Genomic DNA, 18,960 nt, shown 5'->3' with positions numbered 1-18,960 from the left:
CAGGGGCGCGGGGAACTGCGCGCCCAGGTAGGAGCGGCGGGGGCGAAAACCCTAAGGGCGTGGCTGCTGGTACGGATTCCCCGACCACGGCGGCGCATAAGGCTCGCCCTGTCCATAAGGGGCGCCCTGCACATACGGATTTCCCTGCGTATACGGATTTCCCTGGACGTACGGATTCCCCTGCGGCGGCACATTCCCGGCACCCGGCGCATGCCCGGCCCGCGGCGGCGCCACCGTCACAGGATGCGCCCCCAGCCGTATCCCGTGCCGCCGCCGCAACCGGAACATCTCCCACGCGGCTATCCCCGTGACCGTCACCGGCGCCCCCAGGATGAAGACGACCCCCATCCCCAGACTGAGCCCGTGCAGATCCCCCGTGGCAAGGTCCGGAAGTGCCATCAACCACGTCGTCACCGTGGCGAGCAACGGCGGCAGACACCGATGCACCGCAGCCGTACCGAAGAAGTTGCCCGACACCTTGACCGCCCCCGAGGCGACGAACCAGGTCAGCCAGATCGCCACCACGCCCAGCAGCAGGGCGAACCCTCCGACCCTGGCGGCCATCCACCAGGTCAGCACCGTCAGCACGATGGAACCGACGAAGGCCAGCAGCAGCTTGAACGAGTTGACGAGCGGCACCCGCAGCTGACGGACCGTCCCGGTGCGCCGCCAGACGAAGAGCATGACCCCGACGGTCAACGGCGTGATGAACAGCAGCACGGCGGACGCCGTCAGCATGTTCTGCAACATCTCCGCGAACGCGAAGCCGCCCTCCACGAAGGTGTAGACACCGACCGCCGCGACCGCCCCGGCAACGACCCGCACCCGCTTCAGCCGCTCCACACCGGGATCGACCGCGTCCGGGATCCACGCCGGATGGAACACGGCCTCCGCCACCCGCTTCGGCTTCAGGAACGACCGTGCCGTCAGCGAGCCACCCGTCCAACTTCCTTGTGAACCCGCCAACTTCCGCTCCCCCGAGCCGTCACCTTCCTGATCGCCCGGGAGTCTACGGGAAGCGGGCGGACTCCCGCCGCCCGCTTACCCGCGCTCACAGCCTTCCCCCGGGTGTCCTCTTCAGCCTTCTAACGACCGCGCAGCTCCCGATACTTGGCGACCAGCGCCTTCGTGGACTCGTCAAGGCCCGGCACCTCCGCACCCTCGGTCAGCGCGGGCTCGACACGCTTGGCGAGCACCTTGCCGAGCTCGACGCCCCACTGGTCGAAGGAGTCGATGTTCCAGACCGCGCCCTGGACGAACACCTTGTGCTCGTAGAGGGCGACCAACTGCCCGAGCACCGACGGAGTCAGCTCGCGCGCGAGGATCGTCGTCGTCGGGTGGTTGCCCTTGAACGTCTTGTGCGGGACCAGTTCCTCGGGCACCCCCTCCGCCCGGACCTCGTCGGGCGTCTTGCCGAAGGCCAGCGCCTGGGTCTGCGCGAAGAAGTTCGCCATCAGCAGGTCGTGCTGGGCGACCAGCCCGGGCAGCAGATCGGCGACCGGCTCGGCGAAGCCGATGAAGTCCGCCGGGATCAGCTTGGTGCCCTGGTGGATGAGCTGGTAGTAGGCGTGCTGCCCATTGGTGCCGGGCGTGCCCCACACCACCGGACCGGTCCCCCACTCCACCGGGGTGCCGTCGCGGTCCACCGACTTGCCGTTGGACTCCATGTCCAGCTGCTGCAGATACGCGGTGAACTTGGACAGGTAGTGCGAGTACGGCAGTACGGCGTGCGACTGGGCGTCGTGGAAGTTGCCGTACCAGATGCCCAGCAGGCCGAGGAGCAGCGGCACATTGGACTCGGCGGGCGCGGTGCGGAAGTGCTCGTCGACGAGGTGGAAGCCGTCGAGCATCTCGCGGAAGCGGTCGGGCCCGATGGCGATCATCAGGGACAGACCGATCGCCGAGTCGTACGAGTAGCGTCCGCCGACCCAGTCCCAGAACTCGAACATGTTGGCCGTGTCGATGCCGAAGTCCGACACCTTCTCCGCGTTCGTGGACAGTGCCACGAAGTGCTTGGCGACGGCTTCCTGACCGGCTTTCAGCTCGGCCAGCAGCCAGTTGCGCGCCGAGGTGGCGTTGGTGATGGTCTCGATGGTGGTGAAGGTCTTGGAGGCGACGATGAACAGCGTCTCGGCCGGGTCGAGGTCACGGACGGCCTCGTGCAGGTCGGCGCCGTCCACGTTCGACACGAAGCGGACCGTGAGGTCACGGTCGGTGAAGGAGCGCAGCACCTCGTACGCCATGGCCGGTCCGAGGTCGGAGCCGCCGATGCCGATGTTGACGACGTTCCTGATGCGCTCGCCGGTGTGGCCGGTCCACTCACCCGAACGGACCCGCTCGGCGAAGCCGGCCATCTTGTCGAGCACGGCGTGCACGCCCGGGACGACGTTCTCGCCGTCGACCTCGATCACCGCGTCCCGCGGGGCGCGCAGCGCGGTGTGCAGCACGGCCCGGTCCTCGGTGACGTTGATCTTCTCCCCGCGGAACATCGCGTCCCGCAGCCCGAAGACGTCCGTCGCCGCGGCCAGCTCGCGCAGCAGCCGCAGCGTCTCGTCCGTGATCAGGTGCTTGGAGTAGTCGACGTGCAGATCACCGACCTGGAGGGTGTACCCGGATCCGCGCCCGGGGTCGGTTGCGAACAGGTCCCGCAGATGACTCCCCGCGAGCTCCTCGCGGTGCTTGGCCAGAGCTGTCCACTCGGGCGTCTGGTTGAGCCTGGCACGGCTGTCTGCGTTCATCTCTGACTTCCGCCTTCTTTCCTGCGTGTGCTGCTCTGCCTACCTCGCCCCGCTACCGGTCCCCAACCTAATTGATCAGGGCTTGACGTGAGCTGTCGTAGCGCCGTCGTCCGGCTCAACAACAGATACGTCCGGCTTGAGCGCGGGTATCAGCGAGATGACGGCGAGCACGAAGAGCACGGCGGCGAACAGCGCGGGCCCGTTCAGCCCGTACGCCCCCGCCACGGTGCCGCCCAGCAGGGCGCCGAGCGGGGCCCCGGAGGTCGAGGCGGTGCGGAACGCGGAGCTGATGCGGCCCACCATCTCCTGGGGGCTGCGCTGCTGCATCAGCGTGACCTGGTTGACGTTCCACACCATCCCCATGGCCCCGAGCAGCATCATGCCGACGAGGAGGGCGCCCAGGTGACGGACGGTGCCCAGGAGCACCAGCGAAGCGGTCTGGACGCTGCCGCCCAGCAGCAGGGCACGCACTCGCCCGAAACGGCGTGCGATCCGCTGGGCGAGCGCTCCCCCGGCCAGGCTCCCCGCCGAAAAGGCCGTCATCGCGGCCGCGAACCCCGCGTTCCCCGCGTGCAGCCATCTGGTCACGTGCAGTACCAGCGTGGCGATCAGGGCGCCCATGCCGATGTTGCACAGCAGTGTGGCCATGCAGGTGGCGCGCAGTGTCCCGTCCCGCCACAGGGCGCGCAGGCCCTCCGCCACCTCGGCCCGCAGGGTGCTCCCGGCCGGCCGGGGCTTCCGCTCGGGTGCCCGGATCCGCAGGGAGGCCACAAGCGCGGCGGCCAGCAGATAGGTGGCCGAGTCGGCCGCGAACGGCATGGCGGCCCCGACGGCGAGCAGCAGCGGCACGAAGGGGGCGGCCAGGAAGCCCCCGGCGAACTGCTGGCCGGTCATCAGCCGGGCATTGGCACTGCCCAGGGCCGCTTTGTCCACCAGGGAGGGCAGCAGGGCCGTGGACGCGTTGTCGAACAGCGTCTGGAGGGTGGTCAGCGCCAAGGCGAGCGCGATGAGCAGGCCGATGGACGCGTGCCCGAGCCCGACGACGAGGGCGAAGCAGGCCACCAGTAATCCCCGTACGGTGTCGACCGCCCACATGGCGCGCCGCTGGTCCACCCGGTCCGCGACCGCGCCGCCCAGCAGCCCGAAGACCAGCCAGGGAAGATATCCGCAGGCCGTGACGGAGGCGATGACGAACGGATCGTCCGTGAGCTGCACAGCGAGCAGCGGCAGCGCGGCCGTGCGCAGCGCGTCCCCGAACCGCGAGACCACCGCCGCGCTCCACAGCCGCCCGAATCCCCCGCGCCACGCGAGCGCTCGCACACCCGCCGCCTGGACTGTCGTCACCATGCCCCCTCCGATTCCACCACTGCGAGAACCGTAGAGGGCAGCACTGACAATCGGTCCCGGCACAAGCGCCTCGACCGCGTGAAACGGCTCCGGCCAGGCACCTCGGTGCCCGGCCGGTTTCAATTCCTAGATTTCGCCCCGCAGTTTGGCGAGCGCCTCGGCGAGGATCGCCTCGCCGTCCGCGTCGCTGCGCCGCTCCCGTACATAGGCGAGGTGCGTCTTGTACGGCTCGGTGCGCGGCGGGTCCGGCGGGTTGTCCCGGTCCTGTCCGGCGGGAAAGCCGCAGCGCGGGCAGTCCCAGGTCTCGGGAACCTGCGCGTCGCTGGCGAAGCTGGGCACCGTCTCGTGCCCATTGGAGCACCAGAAGGAGATGCGCAGCCGCGGCGCGGACTCGCCGCGCTCGGCCTCGCCCATCGGCCCCGCCCCGACCCGGCTTCCTCGGATCGCGTTGCCACTTGCCACGGTCGTAACTCCCTGCGTGATGGTGCCGCGAAGCGAGTCGGCGTGACGCTTCGCTGCGAGCGCCTCAGTCTACGTAAGGCCCAACGCGCGTCCAGTGATTGGAGTTACACCCCCGCCCCTAGACGCAAGCCCCATGATAGGCCGCGCCCGCGGGCGCGTACCGGACATGGGGCCATACGTGCGGAATGTGCTTGCGTAATGTGCAGTTGTGCTGCCGTACCGGTGCCGGTCGGAGATCAGTTGTTGACCTTCATCAGAATGCCGAGCACGACGATGCAAACGAACCAGAGCAGACCGATCACCACGGTGATGCGGTCGAGGTTGCGCTCGGCGACCGAGGAGCCGCCGACGGAAGACTGCATGCCGCCACCGAACATGTCGGAGAGGCCGCCGCCCTTTCCCTTGTGCATCAGCACCAGCAGCATCAGCAGCAGGCTGAAGACGATCAGGGCGATCGAGAACCCCAAAACCACGGCTGGACCAACTTCCTCGGAACTGAATGGACGACGGGGGCCGAAATCCTCACCCGAAACGCTCGGCGTTCCAAATGCTGGTTTCGGCCCCCCAGGGTACGACGGATCTCAGCTAGCGCCTACTCACTGATCGCGGAACCGGACGATCTTGACGAACTCGTCGGCGTCCAGGGAGGCGCCGCCGACCAGCGCACCGTCGATGTCGGGCTTCGCCATGATCTCGGCGACGTTGCCGGACTTCACCGAGCCGCCGTACTGGATGCGGACCTTGTCGGCCAGCTCCTGGGAGTACAGCTCGGCCAGCCTGCCGCGGATCGCCGCGCAGACGTGCTGGGCATCGTCGGAGCCGCACACCTTGCCGGTGCCGATGGCCCAGACCGGCTCGTAGGCGATCACGATCGACTCGGCCTGCTCGGCCGGGACGTCCTTGAGACCGCCGTCGACCTGGGAGAGCGTGTGCGGGACGTGATTGCCCGCCTCCCGGACCTCCAGCTCCTCGCCGACACACAGGATCGGGGTCAGGCCGTGCTTGAAGGCGGCCTTGACCTTGGCGTTGACGATCTCGTCGGTCTCGTTGTGGTACTGCCGGCGCTCGGAGTGGCCGATCGCCACGTAGGTGCACTTCAGCTTGGACAGCATCGGGCCCGAGATCTCGCCGGTGTAGGCACCGGAGTCCTGCGCCGAGAGGTCCTGCGCGCCGTACTTGATCTTGAGCTTGTCACCGTCGACCAGGGTCTGCACGGAGCGCAGGTCGGTGAAGGGCGGCAGGACGGCGACCTCACAGGCCTCGTAGTCCTTGTCGGCCAGGGCGAAGGCGAGCTTCTGGACGTGCGCGATGGCCTCGAGGTGGTTGAGGTTCATCTTCCAGTTGCCCGCCATCAGCGGCGTACGAGTGGTCATGCGGGGTCAGTCCTCCAGTGCGGCGAGGCCGGGGAGCGTCTTGCCCTCGAGGTATTCGAGGGAGGCGCCGCCACCGGTCGAGATGTGGCCGAATGCCGTCTCGTCGAAGCCCAGGATGCGGACGGCCGCGGCGGAGTCGCCACCGCCGACGACCGTGAAGGCCGGCGAGTCGAGAAGGGCCTGGGCGACCGCCTTGGTGCCCTCGGCGTAGTCGGGGTGCTCGAAGACACCCATGGGCCCGTTCCAGAAGACGGTGGCTGCGTCGGCGAGCTTCGAGGCGTACAGCTTGCGGGATTCCGGACCGATGTCCAGGCCCTGCTGATCGGCCGGGATGGCGTCCGCGGCGACGTTGGTGGGGTTGGCCGGGGCCTTCGTCTTCAGGTCGGGGAATTCCGGGGCGACCAGGACGTCGACGGGGAGGACGAGCTCGACGCCGTTCTTCTCGGCGCGCTCGATGTACTCCTTGACGGCCGGGACCTGGTCCTCCTGGAGGAGGGAGATGCCCACCTCGTGACCCTGGGCCTTGAGGAAGGTGTACGCCATGCCGCCGCCGATGAGCAGACGGTCGGCCTTGCCGAGCAGCTGGTCGATGACGGCGAGCTTGTCGGAGACCTTGGCGCCGCCGAGGGCGACGACATAGGGGCGCCGGACGTCCTCGGTGAGCTTCTTCAGGACACCGACTTCGGTGGCGATGAGATAGCCCGCGTAGTGCGGAAGGCGCGCCGGGAGGTCGTACACGGAGGCGTGCTTGCGGTGCACGGCGCCGAAACCGTCGCCCACGTAGACATCGGCCAGGGCGGCGAGCCGGTCGGCGAACTCACCGCGCTCGGTGTCGTCCTTGGACGTCTCACCGGCGTTGAAGCGCAGGTTCTCGATGACGGCGACCTGGCCGGGCTGCAGGCCGTTGACGGCGTCGTGGGCGGCGGGGCCGACGGTGTCCTGGGCGAACGCGACGGGGGCGCCGAGGAGTTCGGCGAGGCGCTCGGCGGGCTGCAGCAGGGAGAAGGCCGGGTCCGGGGCGCCCTTGGGGCGGCCCAGGTGCGAGGCGACGACCACCTTGGCGCCCGCGTCGGCGAGGGCCTTGACGGTCGGCAGGACGGCGCGGATACGGCCGTCGTCGGTGATGAGGCCGTCGGCCAGCGGCACGTTCAGGTCGGCGCGGACGAAGACCCGCTTGCCGTCCACGCCTTCGGCGAGAAGTTCGTCGATCGTCTTCATGAAGGGGACTCCTTGGGAGGGCTCTTTTGTCCGGGAGGGCTGATCGATCCGTGCACAGAGCAGGGCTCGGACAACGCGGCTGTGCGCTGCCCGAGCCCTGCTCTCACATCAGAGGTGCCTGCTCCGGGACTTAGAGCTGGCCGCCGACGAAGACCGTGAGGTCGACGAGGCGGTTGGAGTAGCCCCACTCGTTGTCGTACCAGCCGAGGATCTTCACCGTGTTGCCCTCCTGGACCATGGTCAGCAGGGAGTCGAAGGTGCAGGAGGCCTGGTCGCCGACGATGTCCGAGGAGACGATCGGGTCCTCGGTGTAGGTCAGGTAGCCCTTCAGGTCGCCGTCGTCGGCGGCCTTCTTGAACGCGGCGTTGACCTCGTCCTTGGTGACCTCGCGCTGCAGCGTCACGACGAGGTCGGTGGCGGAACCGGTCGGGACCGGGACACGCATCGCGATGCCGTCGAGCTTGCCCTTGAGCTGCGGGAGGACCAGGGCGGTGGCCTTGGCGGCACCGGTCGTGGTCGGGATGATGTTCTCGGCGGCGGCGCGGGCGCGGCGCAGGTCCGAGTGCGGGAAGTCCAGGATGCGCTGGTCGTTCGTGTACGCGTGGACCGTCGTCATCAGGCCCTTGACGATGCCGAAGTTCTCGTCGAGCACCTTGGCCATCGGCGCCACACAGTTGGTGGTGCAGGAGGCGTTGGAGATGACGTGGTGGTTCGCCGCGTCGTACTTGTCCTGGTTGACGCCCATCACGATGGTGATGTCCTCGTCCTTGGCCGGAGCCGAGATGAGGACCTTCTTGGCGCCGCCCGCGATGTGCTTCTCGGCGTCGGCCTTCTTGGTGAAGATGCCGGTCGACTCGATGACGATGTCGACACCCAGGTCGCCCCACGGGATGTCGGCGGGGTTGCGCTCGGACAGCACCTTGATGGTGTGACCGTCGACGGTGATCGTGTCGGCGGTGTGCGTCACCTCGGCCTGGAGGCGGCCCAGGATGGTGTCGTACTTCAGAAGATGAGCAGTGGTCGCGGTGTCACCCAGGTCGTTGACAGCCACGATCTCGATGTCAGCACCCTGCTTCAGCAGCGCGCGGAAGTAGTTACGACCGATGCGGCCAAAGCCGTTGATGCCTACGCGGATCGTCACGAACCGATCTCCTCGTTGGTACGCCGGCTCAGTGCCGGCGAGTTTGTATGGGATGTCCCCGACCGCCTACGACCCTACCTCCCTGAGACCTCTGCGGTGACATCGAGATGCCCCATACACGGCAGGGCGTTCCGTACCCACCAGTAGGGGTACGGAACGCCCTCGATGTTGACGAGAAAGTCACACCGGGTTAGTTCTTCAGCGCCGCGAGCGCCTTCTTGACGAGGGCCGCACGGTCGGCCGCCCCGGTGACCTGCTCCAGGCCGAAGCCCAGCAGCACGGTGTCGTCCGTGCCGACCCCTCCGTACGTCTTGAACAGCTCTCCGTAGCGCGCCCAGTCCTTGAGGACGGCGGGGCTGCCCGGGGGCGGACCGGAGGCGCTCCAGGGTCCGAGGGAGGTCTCGAAGCCCTCGGTCTCGGTGGCCGCCCCGCCGACGACGAGGGAGGCGTCGTCCGCGAGGACCCCGTGTCCACCGGTGTTCGGGTCGGTGATGTAGCTCAGCGAGACGTCGACCGACTTCCCTGCGTACGCGCTGAGATCGAAGTTGACCTGCTGCCACCCGGCGGAGGCGCCGGTGAAGCTGTTCCACGCGCCGCTGGTGCCGGTGTTGGCGCAGCCGGTGGCGCTCACGGTCAGATACCGCTCAAGGAACGGGTGCTCCCCGACCAGGAATCCGGCCGCGCACTCCGAGGGGACCCTGGTGCTGGTGGCGCCGCCCGCCTCGGGGAGCGTCGTCCAGTCGTCGGCCCCGGTGGTGTGCGCTTCGAGGACGGCGTGGTCGTAGCCGGGCTCGGTGTCCCACAGGATCCGGGTGCGCAGCGTCGGCTTGTCGGCCGCGCTGACACCGGTGAGGTCGATGGTGCGGGTGAGACGCTTGTAGGCGTCGTCGGTGTGCACCGCGGCCGCCATGTACGAGCCCGTGTAGGGCCCGTACGGGTTGACGGTGCCGAGGAACTGGCCCGCTCCCGTGCTCGACGCGAACTGCGGGTACTGCGCGGCGGACAGCGAGTCCGACGTGACGCCGTAGGTGCCCGCCGCGTTCAGCGGGTTCCCGGGCGCGTCGCCGAGGGCTCCCGTGAAGCCGGTGAGTTTCCCGGCGCCGGTGAACCCGGTGGCCCCCGCGGTGGACGTACGGGAGTAGGCGCCCAGGTAGTACTGGCTGAAGTCGTTCGACAGAGTGCCGCCGCCGAGGTCGACGCTGCCGCCGGCCGACTCGCCCGCCTCGATCATTTTGCCGCCCTCGTTGAGGAAGGCGCGCAGTTGGAGCTGGGTGGCGTTGCCGGGGCGCACGGCGCCGGTGTAGTGGACGACCGTCTTGAAGTGGTCGAGCACGCCGAGCGCGTCGGGTGCGCCGAGGGTCGCGACGTCCCAGACGAGGGGCTTCCTGCCGGCCGCCTTCAGGGCGTCGGCGTAGGCCTGCGACTGGGTGGCGGTCGCGCCCTCCTCGGCGACGACCAGGGTGTCGGCGGCGGGCCGCTGGGCCACGGTGTAGGTGAAGTGTGTGCTGGAGGTGGGCTTCCCGCTCTTCGTCTCGCCGGTGAACCAGACCTCGACCTTGTCGCCCGGTTCGCCGTCCTTCACCTTGGCGCGGTACTCGTCGAAGTAGAGGTTGTCCCCGCCGCCGTAGGTCTCGCCGCCCTTCCATGCCTTGAGCGCCATGTCCCACGTGCGGCCGCCGTTGACGCGGTACTTGAGCTCCTTGTCGCGCACGGACTTACGGGCGACGACGGAGACCTCCTGGTCGGCGCCGCGGGAGTACGACGTCGTGAAGGGAGCCGGGGTGAAGTCGGGCGCGTCGAGGCCGACCGAGGACGACGGCTGGTCGGGGTGCGCGGCGGTCTCGGCGACGGAGAGCGCGAACGGGACGTTCTTCTCGAACTCCTGCTCGATCAGCTTCTCGTCGTCCGGGAAGGTGAAGATCGAGGCGCAGTCGGCCGCGTTCCAGGCGTCGTTCGGGTCGATGTCCGACGCGGTCTGACAGGTCGACATCTCGGGGGTGAACATCGCCGTGCCGTTGACGTTGCCCGCGTGGCCGTCCGCCTCGCCGTTGGTGGTGTAGAGCTCCGAGGAGACCTGCGGGTGGTACCCCGGGATCGCCGAGTTCTCGGGCGTTCCGGCGAGCGCCTTGTAGAGCACGTCGTCCGGGGTCGGAGTGGCCACCTGCCAGCCCACTCCGTAGAGGAGCAGTTCGGCGGCGGAGTGGTAGTTGATGCCGTACGTGAAGCCGATCCGCTTCTCGAAGGTGTCGAGCGCCCTGGTCTCGGGCTCGGAGGCGGGGCTCGCGCCGCGGTAGGTCTCACTGGTGGGGCTGGGGGACGAACCCTCGTCGTCGTAGCCCCACTTGAAGGCGAAGTTGCGGTTGAGGTCGACGCCGTCGCCGGTGGAGATGACCCCGTCGCCGTTCACGTCCCGCAGGTTCTTGCGCCACTGGCGCGTGTCCTCGCTCTGGAACGTGTAGTCGTAGCCGTCTGGGTTGGCCGACAGGACGAACCACAGTTCGGTCGAGTCGACGATCTTCTTGATGCGCTTGTTCGTGGAGTAGTTGTCCAAGTAGTAGTGCATCAGACGCCGTGTCATCTCGGGCGTGATCCACTCGCGCGCGTGCTGGTTGGACATGTACAGCACGGACGGCTTGGAGCCGTCCTTGGTCTTCTTCGCGCCCTTGGTCAGTTTGAGCGCGAGGATGTCCTGGCCGTTGACGGTCCTGCCGATGGAGACGACCTTGGTGAGGTCGGGATGGGCCTCACCCGTCCTGACGATCTCCTCCTGGAGATTGCCCTTGCCGCTGTACGGGCGGAACACCCCCTGGGCGGCGTCCGCGACGCGGTCCTCGGCCTTCGCGGAGAGCGTGTGCTCGGTGAGCTCGACGCCCTGCTTCTCCAGCTTCCCGGCCTGTTGGTCGGTGACGTAGACCTCGACCGTGCTCCTGCCGTTCTTCCAGGTCGTGTCGCCGAGTTCATGGCCGTCCTGCCCGGCCGCGAGCAGCAGGGGTACCTGCTGCTTCGTGATCTCCGCGTGGAACACCTTCACGGCGTTGGCGTCGGGCTTGGGTGAACCGCCGCTCTGCGCCTGAGCGATGGGCGCCATACCCGCACCGCCCAGCAGGAGCGCGCCCGCAGCCAGGATCGCTCTCGCTCTTCGTCTCATGAGCCCCCCTTGGATCAGTCCGCCACAGCAGCGAACAGATGCCAGGCTCATGACACTTCATGGTCAAGTCAAGGGCGCCTCGCAGGTGGGGAAACGCCGGTGCCGATGTCCCCAAGTGGGCATCGGCACCGACGTGTTGGGCTTCGGACGATCAAAGCGGCTGATCACCCCGCGATCTCGCCGGGTGGCCGCCCGCCGATTTCGCCGAGGAACATCCCGCGATCTTTCGGGGCGACAGCCCGCGACCCTTCGAAGGGGTCGGTCGACAACCCTTCAGTCGGCAATCGTTCGGGGAGCCGACGATCCTGCGAGGGGGTCGGTCGGCAACCGTTCGGGGGGCGGCCGGCGATCCTGCGAGGGGCGGCCCGTGATCCTGCGGGGGGTCAGCCGACGAGGTTGTCCGCCATCTCCTCGGTGAGGTTCGACTCCGTCCCGGGGATGCCCAGATCCTGGGCCCGCTTGTCGGCCATCGCCAGCAGCCGACGGATACGGCCGGCGACGGCGTCCTTGGTCAGCGGCGGGTCGGCGAGCGCGCCCAGTTCCTCCAGAGAGGCCTGCTTGTGCTCCATGCGCAGCCGTCCCGCGGCCGCGAGGTGCTCCGGCACCTCGTCGGCGAGGATCTCCAGGGCGCGCTGGACGCGGGCCCCGGCGGCGACGGCGGCGCGCGCCGAGCGGCGCAGGTTGGCGTCGTCGAAGTTGGCGAGACGGTTCGCCGTGGCGCGGACCTCGCGGCGCATCCGCCGCTCCTCCCAGGCCAGCACCGACTCGTGCGCGCCGAGACGGGTCAGCAGCGCGCCGATCGCGTCTCCGTCCCGTACGACCACCCGGTCCACGCCGCGCACCTCGCGGGCCTTCGCGGCGATCGACAGTCTGCGGGCGGCGCCGACGAGTGCGAGCGCGGCCTCCGGGCCCGGGCAGGTCACCTCCAGGGAGGAGGAGCGGCCCGGCTCGGTGAGCGAGCCGTGCGCCAGGAAGGCTCCGCGCCAGGCCGCCTCGGCGTCGCAGGTGGCCCCCGAGACCACCTGCGGCGGCAGGCCCCGGATCGGGCGCCCGCGGCCGTCCACGAGCCCCGTCTGACGGGCCAGCTGGTCGCCGCCCGCGACGACGCGTACGACATAGCGGGAGCCGCGGCGCAGACCGCCCGGCGCCATCACGATCAGTTCGGAGCTGTGGCCGAAGATCTCCAGGATGTCCCGCTTCAGCCGGCGCGCCGCCATCGCGGTGTCCAGCTCCGCCTCGATCACGATCCGGCCGCTCACCAGGTGAAGGCCGCCCGCGAACCGCAGAATGGCGGAGACCTCCGCCTTTCTGCAGCAGGTCCGGGTGACGGGAAGCCGGGAAATCTCATCCTTCACCGCTGCCGTCATCGCCATGGGCCGATCCTTCCATGCATCCGAAAAATACGGTCGTACGCGGCGGCCAACAGCTCCGGGTCGTGCCGCGGAGATCCGTCGGTCCGGGCCACCGGCGCCAGCTCGACCGCGGCGCCGAACCGCTTGGCGGCATCGGAGAGTGAGTCGCGATCGGGCACGGCGGCCTCGTCGGCCAGCACCACGTCCAGGGCGAGTTTAGGGGCGTGTCGTCCCAAAACCTCCAAATGACGCTGCGGGGAGAAGCCCTCGGTTTCTCCGGGCTGCGGGGCGAGGTTCAGGGAGAGTACCCGGCGCGCCTTCGTCTGCGTGAGGGCATCGAGCAGCTCGGGCACGAGAAGATGCGGAATCACCGAGGAGAACCAGGAGCCGGGGCCGAGCACCACCCAGTCCGCGTCGAGGACCGCCGCCACCGCCTCGGGGACGGCGGGCGGGTCGGCCGGCACGACGTGCACGGACTGCACCTCGCCGGGCGTCAGCGCCACGGTCGCCTGCCTCCGTACCGTCTCGACGCCCTCGGGCCGCTCCGGGTCGTGCCCCTTGACCAGGGCCTGGAGCTCCAGGGGCACGGCGGACATGGGCAGCACCCGGCCGTGTGCGCCAAGCAGCCTGCCGACCAGGTCCAGGGCCTGGACATGGTCACCGAGCTGCTCCCACAGGGCGACGATCAGCAGATTGCCGACCGCGTGCTCGTGCAGGTCGCCCTTGGACTGGAAGCGGTGCTGGATGACACGGGCCCAGGTCTGGCCCCAGTCGTCGTCGCCGCACAACGCGGCCAGCGCCTTGCGCAGGTCGCCGGGCGGGAGCACACCCAGTTCGTCGCGCAGGCGCCCGCTGGAGCCGCCGTCGTCGGCCACGGTGACGACCGCGGTGAGGTCGCCGGTGATCCGGCGCAGCGCGGCGAGCGAGGCGGACAGCCCCATGCCGCCGCCGAGGGCGACGACCTTGGGCTGGGCGCCACGGCGGCGCGGCTTCCCGCCGCGCGCCTCGGCGGGCCTGTCACCGTGTCCCTCGGCGGCGACCCGGCGCAGCCTGCTCAGCCGCAGTGCGGCACGTCCGGTCACTCGCGCCCCATGTCCCGGTGGACGACCACGGTCTCCACGCCCTGCGAGACGAGGCGGGCGGCGAGCTTCTCGGAGGTGGCGACCGAGCGGTGCTTGCCGCCGGTGCAGCCGACGGCGATGGTCACATAGCGCTTGCCCTCGCGCCGGTACCCGGCGGCGATGAGCTGAAGCAGCTCGGCGTAGCGGTCCAGGAACTCCTTGGCCCCGGGCTGGTTGAAGACGTAGGCCGCGACCTCCTCGTTGAGGCCGGTGAAGGGGCGCAGCTCCGGGACCCAGTGCGGGTTGGGCAGGAAGCGCATGTCCACGACCAGGTCGGCGTCGACCGGCAGGCCGTACTTGAAGCCGAAGGACATGACGGTGGCCCGCAGCTCGGGCTCCTCCTCGCCCGCGAACTGGGCGTCCATCTTGGCGCGCAGCTCGTGCACGTTCAGGCTGGAGGTGTCGATCACCAGGTCGGCGTCGCCGCGCAGCTCGCGCAGCAGCTCACGCTCGGCGTCGATACCGTCGACGATGCGGCCGTCGCCCTGGAGGGGGTGCGGACGGCGCACGGACTCGAAGCGGCGCACCAGGGCCTCGTCGGAGGACTCCAGGAAGACGATCCGCCGGGTGACGTTCTTCGACTCCAGGTCGGCGAGGGACTCACGGAGGTTGTCGAAGAAGCGGCGACCGCGTACGTCGACGACGACCGCGATCCTGGCCACGTTGCCCTGGGAGCGGGCGCCGAGCTCCACCATGGTGGGGATCAGCGCGGGCGGCAGGTTGTCGACGACGAACCAGCCGAGGTCCTCCAGACACTTGGCGGCCGTCGACCGGCCCGCTCCGGACATCCCGGAGATGATCACCAGCTCGGGGATGGCGGCGTCGGGTACCGCGGCCGTCTCCATCGTCGTACTTCCCTGTGTTCCGTCGGTGGTCTGCGGTGCGTTCTCTTGCTGCTCTTGTTGTTCTTCTTGCTGTTCTTCTTGCTGCTGTTGCTCTTGTCGTTCGTTCTCGCTCATGTCTCCTGCCCCCGTCGCTCGTTCGAGGCGCCCGCGGACACGGGCTCCCCTGAGGAGCCCGCCGTCGTTTCGGGCTCCTCGTCTTCCATGATCTCTCCAGTGGCCGTGTTCACGGCGGGTGCGGCCGGAGCCGCCTGGGCGAGGGCCACGGCGATCGCCTCGGCCGTCTTGCGGCCTATGCCGGGAATCTCGCAGATCTGGTCGATCGTCGCGGATCGCAGCTTTTTCACGGAGCCGAAGTGCTTGATCAGCGCCTGCTTGCGGGCCTCGCCGAGACCCGGCACTTCGTCGAGCGGGCTCGCCTTGAAACGCTTGGCCCGCTTGGTGCGCTGGTAGGTGATGGCGAAGCGGTGGGCCTCGTCACGAACCCGCTGGAGCAGATACAGGCCCTCGCTGGTGCGGGGCAGGACCACCGGGTCACCCTCGTCCGGCAGCCAGACCTCCTCCAGTCGCTTGGCGAGGCCGCAGACGGCGATGTCGTCGATGCCGAGCTCGTCGAGGGCTCTCTTGGCCGCCGCGACCTGCGGCTGGCCACCGTCGACGACCACGAGCTGCGGGGGGTAGGCGAAGCGCTTGGGGCGGCCGTCGTCCTCCGTGAAGGCGTTCACGACGAAGGCGCTCTCACCATTGGGGACGGCTTTCTCACCATCGGGGACGGCTTTCTCACCATCGTCGATGGCGTTCTCGCCATCAGCGACAGCTTTCTCACCATCGTCGACGGCGCTCTCGCCGTCCGTCCACTCGCCGGTCCGCTCCTTCTCGGCGAGGTAGCGCCTGAAGCGGCGAGTGATCACCTCGTGCATGGAGCGGACGTCGTCCTGGCCCTCGAAACCCTTGATCTGGAAGCGGCGGTACTCGCTCTTGCGCTGCAGTCCGTCCTCGAAGACGACCATGGAGGCGACCACGTCGTCGCCCTGGAGGTGCGAGATGTCGTAGCACTCGATCCGCAGCGGGGCGCTGTCCAGGTCGAGGGCCTCGGCGATCTCCTCCAGTGCGCGCGAGCGGGTGGTCAGGTCGGAGGCGCGCTTGGTCTTGTGCAGGCCGAGCGCCTGGAGCGCGTTGCGCTGCACCGTCTCCATCAGCGCCTTCTTGTCACCGCGCTGCGGAATACGGAGGGAGACGTTCGACCCGCGGCGCTCGGTCAGCCACTCCTGGACGGGCTCCACGGGATCGGGCAGCGCCGGGACGAGCACCTCCTTGGGGACGGAGTCGCCCGTCTCCTCCCCGTAGAGCTGCTGAAGCGCGTGCTCCACGAGGTCACCGGTGGTGACGGCCTCCACCTTGTCGGTGACCCAGCCGCGCTGACCGCGCACCCGGCCGCCCCGCACATGGAAGATCTGCACGGCCGCTTCGAGCTCGTCCTCGGCGACGGCCATCAGATCGGCGTCGGTCGCGTCGGCGAGCACGACCGCGTTCTTCTCCATGGCCTTCTTCAGGGCCTCGATGTCGTCGCGCAGCCGGGCCGCCCGCTCGTACTCCATCTCCTCGGCCGCGTCCGTCATCCGCTTCTCGAGACGGCGGATGTACGTCCCCGTGCGGCCGGCCATGAAGTCGCAGAACTCCTCGGCCAGCTCACGGTGTTCCTCGGCGGAGACCCGCTCGACGCAGGGGGCGGAGCACTTGCCGATGTAACCGAGGAGGCAGGGGCGGCCGGTGCGGGCGGCATTCTTGAAGACACCGGCCGAGCAGGTGCGGACCGGGAAGACGCGCAGCAGCAGGTCCACGGTGTCGCGGATCGCCCACGCATGCCCGTACGGACCGAAATAGCGCACGCCCTTGCGCTTCTGGCCGCGCATGACCTGCACGCGCGGGAACTCCTCGTTCATCGTCACCGCGAGGTAGGGATAGCTCTTGTCGTCGCGGTACTTGACGTTGAACCGGGGGTCGTACTCCTTGATCCAGGAGTACTCCAGCTGCAGCGCCTCGACCTCCGTCGACACCACCGTCCACTCCACGGACGCCGCCGTGGTGACCATGGTGCGGGTACGCGGGTGCAGGTTCGTCAGGTCCTGGAAGTAGCTCGCCAGGCGCTGGCGCAGGCTTTTCGCCTTTCCGACGTAGATCACCCGGCGGTGCTCGTCGCGGAATCTGTACACCCCGGGAGTGTCCGGGATCTGTCCCGGCTTGGGGCGGTAGCTGGAGGGGTCGGCCATGTCTCACACCCTACTGGCGAGGACCGACACCGCGACGGCCTCCCGCCCCGCCTGCGCTCCTTCCCCGGCCCCGGCCGGTGCGGACCGTCCACGGGCCGCACGGTGACGCTCGGTGACGTCACGCTGAGCGGCGGGGCATGTACGCGGCGGCGGTACGGCGGGGTGCGTAGGTTCCGCATCAGGTGTTGTCGGGGCTTGGTCAACACGCTTCAATGCGGGGGAACTCGGGGGCGTGGACGGCGACAGGCGCGTGTGAACAAGCCCCGCGCGCCGGCCGGGCGCCCCTGAGGGACCCACGACTCGACGGTCTGACCAGCCGTTGTGAACATTCACAGAAAGGCCCCTGCATGCGGCACGGCACACAGCACGCGGACGTCGCCTCGGCAGAACTGGAGACGGCCCTCGCCGGCGGCCCCTTCCATGTCGCGCTGCGCGCCGCGATAGCCGCCCGCGGCCTGCCGCTGCAGCGCGTACAGCACCATCTTTCGCGTTACGGGGTCAAGGTCGGGGTGACGAGCCTGAGTTACTGGCAACAGGGCGCCCGGCGTCCGCAGCGCCCCGAGTCGCTGCGCGCCGTACGCGCCCTGGAGGAGATCCTCCAGCTCCCGGACGAGTCGCTGATCCGGCTGCTGGCCAAGGACGACGAGCGCTCCGCCCCGCAGCGCCCCGTCGGCCGCTCGTACCGCTCCCTGGTGGAGGCCTCCGGAGTCCTGGAACAGCTCCTGGCCGAACTGGAGTCACCGCTCGACGGCGGCCTGCACACCATCGGCCATCACGAACGGGTCCGGATCGGCGCGCACCGCGAGCTGCTGGCGCGCGAGTCGCACCACATCGTGCGCGCTCACAAGGACGGCGTGGACCGCTATGTGGCCATCCACCACGGCGACCCGGGGTGCGCCCCGGAACGCACGGCGGTCCACGCCCTGGAGAACTGCCGTACGGGACGGGTGCGATGGCATCACGACACCGGAGTACTGGTGGCCGAGCTGCTTTTCGACACCCGGCTGCGCGCAGGCGATACGTTCCTCTTCCGCTACGCCTTCGAGGACGGCACAGCCGGTGCGTCCAGCGAGTACGTGCGCGGGTTCGGCTTCGCGGGCGGGCAGTACGCCCTCCAGGTGCGGTTCGACGAGGAGGCGCTGCCCGTGCGCTGTCACCGGTTCGCCCAGCACTCGGCGGCGGCCCCGCGCAGCGGCCGCCAGGAGCTGCCCCTGAGCGGGCGCCATCGCTCGGTGCATCTCGTCGAGCCGCGGGTGCGGTCGGGCATCGTGGGGATCGGCTGGGACTGGGAGTGATCCCGGCCGGTCAGGGACCCGCGACGATCTTCCCGCCCTTCGCCTCCACGGACAGCTCCTGCAAGGGCACGGTGGCCGGTGCCCGCAGCACCTTGCCCGTCGCCGCGTCGAATTCGCTGCCGTGGCACGGGCAGACGAGCGTCGTGCCCTGAAGCTTGTTGATGGGGCACCCGGCGTGCGTGCAGATCGTGCTGAACCCCTTGAGGGAACCGTTCTCCGCACGGCTGACCACGACGTTCTCGTCCCGGTACAACTTGGCGGACCCCTTGGCGATCTCGCTCTCCGCGCCCAGCTCGACCGGCGCGGTCGGCGTCGCCGGAGTCCCGCCGCCACTGCCGCCACTGCCGCCGGAGCACGCGGTGAGGACGATCCCGGCGACCGGGGTGAGCGCCGCTCCTCGCAGGACGGTACGGCGGGCAGGCATGGTGTCTCCACGGGTCGGGGCCAGGTGCCTCTCGACGATACCGGTACGGATCATTCCGCCTTGAGGGGGTTCCTGGAGGCGTGGGTGACAACACGTAAACGTTTGCGCAAGCGTTTACGTGCGGCGTTGGATGCGGTACGTTCCCGCCCCAGAAGACCGCGGAACACCGGCAAAGGCCGCTGAAGGCCTACGCGGGCCGCCGAAGGCCGACATACGTCGGTCAACACCG

At 69.2% G+C, this 18,960-nt stretch carries 15 protein-coding genes; 1 reads left to right on the top strand and 14 read right to left on the bottom strand.

All coding sequences use genetic code 11. The features are described 5' to 3' along the window. Positions 1-51 precede the first annotated feature (51 nt). From RV986_RS39125 to uvrC, 13 genes are all read right to left on the bottom strand, one after another. Complete coding sequence (locus tag RV986_RS39125) at positions 52-966, bottom strand: hypothetical protein (protein WP_475921910.1); 915 nt, start codon at positions 964-966, stop codon at positions 52-54. Positions 967-1,085: 119 nt separating this feature from the next. Continuing rightward, positions 1,086-2,738: a glucose-6-phosphate isomerase gene (gene pgi / locus RV986_RS39120; protein ID WP_475921909.1), complete on the bottom strand. Its 1,653-nt coding sequence runs from the start codon at positions 2,736-2,738 to the stop codon at positions 1,086-1,088. A 75-nt stretch (positions 2,739-2,813) separates the two neighbouring features. After that, on the bottom strand, positions 2,814-4,082 hold the full coding sequence (locus RV986_RS39115; protein ID WP_475924597.1) for an MFS transporter: 1,269 nt from the start codon (positions 4,080-4,082) through the stop codon (positions 2,814-2,816). 129 nt (positions 4,083-4,211) lie between these two features. Next, entirely contained in the window at positions 4,212-4,547 is a 336-nt protein-coding gene (locus tag RV986_RS39110) for an RNA polymerase-binding protein RbpA (RefSeq protein ID WP_078615979.1), read from the bottom strand. Between the two features lie 236 nt (positions 4,548-4,783). Further along, positions 4,784-5,020 (bottom strand): preprotein translocase subunit SecG, encoded by a 237-nt coding sequence (gene secG / locus RV986_RS39105; protein ID WP_475921908.1) that lies wholly within the window; start codon positions 5,018-5,020, stop codon positions 4,784-4,786. Between the two features lie 123 nt (positions 5,021-5,143). Next, positions 5,144-5,920 (bottom strand): triose-phosphate isomerase, encoded by a 777-nt coding sequence (gene tpiA, locus RV986_RS39100; protein WP_475921907.1) that lies wholly within the window; start codon positions 5,918-5,920, stop codon positions 5,144-5,146. 6 nt (positions 5,921-5,926) lie between these two features. After that, positions 5,927-7,138: a phosphoglycerate kinase gene (locus tag RV986_RS39095; RefSeq protein WP_475921906.1), complete on the bottom strand. Its 1,212-nt coding sequence runs from the start codon at positions 7,136-7,138 to the stop codon at positions 5,927-5,929. A gap of 130 nt (positions 7,139-7,268) precedes the next feature. Next, complete coding sequence (gene gap, locus RV986_RS39090; RefSeq protein ID WP_475921905.1) at positions 7,269-8,279, bottom strand: type I glyceraldehyde-3-phosphate dehydrogenase; 1,011 nt, start codon at positions 8,277-8,279, stop codon at positions 7,269-7,271. Positions 8,280-8,469: 190 nt separating this feature from the next. Continuing rightward, the gene (locus RV986_RS39085) at positions 8,470-11,427 is read right to left on the bottom strand and encodes a M14 family metallopeptidase (protein ID WP_475921904.1); all 2,958 of its coding nucleotides are present in this window, start codon (positions 11,425-11,427) and stop codon (positions 8,470-8,472) included. Between the two features lie 383 nt (positions 11,428-11,810). Beyond that, positions 11,811-12,800 (bottom strand): DNA-binding protein WhiA, encoded by a 990-nt coding sequence (gene whiA / locus RV986_RS39080; protein ID WP_345655399.1) that lies wholly within the window; start codon positions 12,798-12,800, stop codon positions 11,811-11,813. After that, positions 12,791-13,861: a gluconeogenesis factor YvcK family protein gene (locus RV986_RS39075; RefSeq protein ID WP_475921903.1), complete on the bottom strand. Its 1,071-nt coding sequence runs from the start codon at positions 13,859-13,861 to the stop codon at positions 12,791-12,793. The genes whiA and RV986_RS39075 overlap by 10 nt, the downstream gene beginning before the upstream one ends. Further along, the gene (rapZ, locus tag RV986_RS39070; RefSeq protein ID WP_475924596.1) at positions 13,858-14,745 is read right to left on the bottom strand and encodes an RNase adapter RapZ; all 888 of its coding nucleotides are present in this window, start codon (positions 14,743-14,745) and stop codon (positions 13,858-13,860) included. The genes RV986_RS39075 and rapZ overlap by 4 nt, the downstream gene beginning before the upstream one ends. Positions 14,746-14,855: 110 nt before the next feature. Further along, positions 14,856-17,012, bottom strand: a complete 2,157-nt coding sequence (uvrC, locus tag RV986_RS39065) for an excinuclease ABC subunit UvrC (RefSeq protein WP_475921902.1) — start codon at positions 17,010-17,012, stop codon at positions 14,856-14,858. Between the two features lie 347 nt (positions 17,013-17,359). On the opposite strand from uvrC, the gene RV986_RS39060 reads away from it, so the two are divergent. Further along, the gene (locus RV986_RS39060; RefSeq protein ID WP_475921901.1) at positions 17,360-18,307 is read left to right on the top strand and encodes a hypothetical protein; all 948 of its coding nucleotides are present in this window, start codon (positions 17,360-17,362) and stop codon (positions 18,305-18,307) included. A gap of 10 nt (positions 18,308-18,317) precedes the next feature. Here the strand turns inward: RV986_RS39060 and RV986_RS39055 are convergent, their stop codons facing one another. After that, a complete protein-coding gene (locus RV986_RS39055; protein ID WP_475921900.1) occupies positions 18,318-18,731 on the bottom strand; it encodes a Rieske (2Fe-2S) protein in 414 nt (137 codons plus the stop codon). Positions 18,732-18,960 lie beyond the last annotated feature (229 nt).

Source organism: Streptomyces sp. RLA012 (assembly GCF_056270325.1).
Note: the sequence above shows the minus strand (reverse complement) of the source record. Positions and strands in the feature narration are given on the sequence as shown.

Excerpts from the sequence above, each read along its gene's own strand:
- RV986_RS39095 (WP_475921906.1), bottom strand. The coding sequence starts at position 7,138 with ATGAAGACGATCGACGAACTTCTCGCCGAAGGCGTGGACGGCAAGCGG.
- RV986_RS39055 (WP_475921900.1), bottom strand. The coding sequence starts at position 18,731 with ATGCCTGCCCGCCGTACCGTCCTGCGAGGAGCGGCGCTCACCCCGGTC.
- rapZ (WP_475924596.1), bottom strand. The coding sequence starts at position 14,745 with ATGGAGACGGCCGCGGTACCCGACGCCGCCATCCCCGAGCTGGTGATC.
- RV986_RS39085 (WP_475921904.1), bottom strand. The coding sequence starts at position 11,427 with ATGAGACGAAGAGCGAGAGCGATCCTGGCTGCGGGCGCGCTCCTGCTG.
- uvrC (WP_475921902.1), bottom strand. The coding sequence starts at position 17,012 with ATGGCCGACCCCTCCAGCTACCGCCCCAAGCCGGGACAGATCCCGGAC.
- RV986_RS39060 (WP_475921901.1), top strand. The coding sequence starts at position 17,360 with ATGCGGCACGGCACACAGCACGCGGACGTCGCCTCGGCAGAACTGGAG.
- pgi (WP_475921909.1), bottom strand. The coding sequence starts at position 2,738 with ATGAACGCAGACAGCCGTGCCAGGCTCAACCAGACGCCCGAGTGGACA.
- whiA (WP_345655399.1), bottom strand. The coding sequence starts at position 12,800 with ATGGCGATGACGGCAGCGGTGAAGGATGAGATTTCCCGGCTTCCCGTC.
- tpiA (WP_475921907.1), bottom strand. The coding sequence starts at position 5,920 with ATGACCACTCGTACGCCGCTGATGGCGGGCAACTGGAAGATGAACCTC.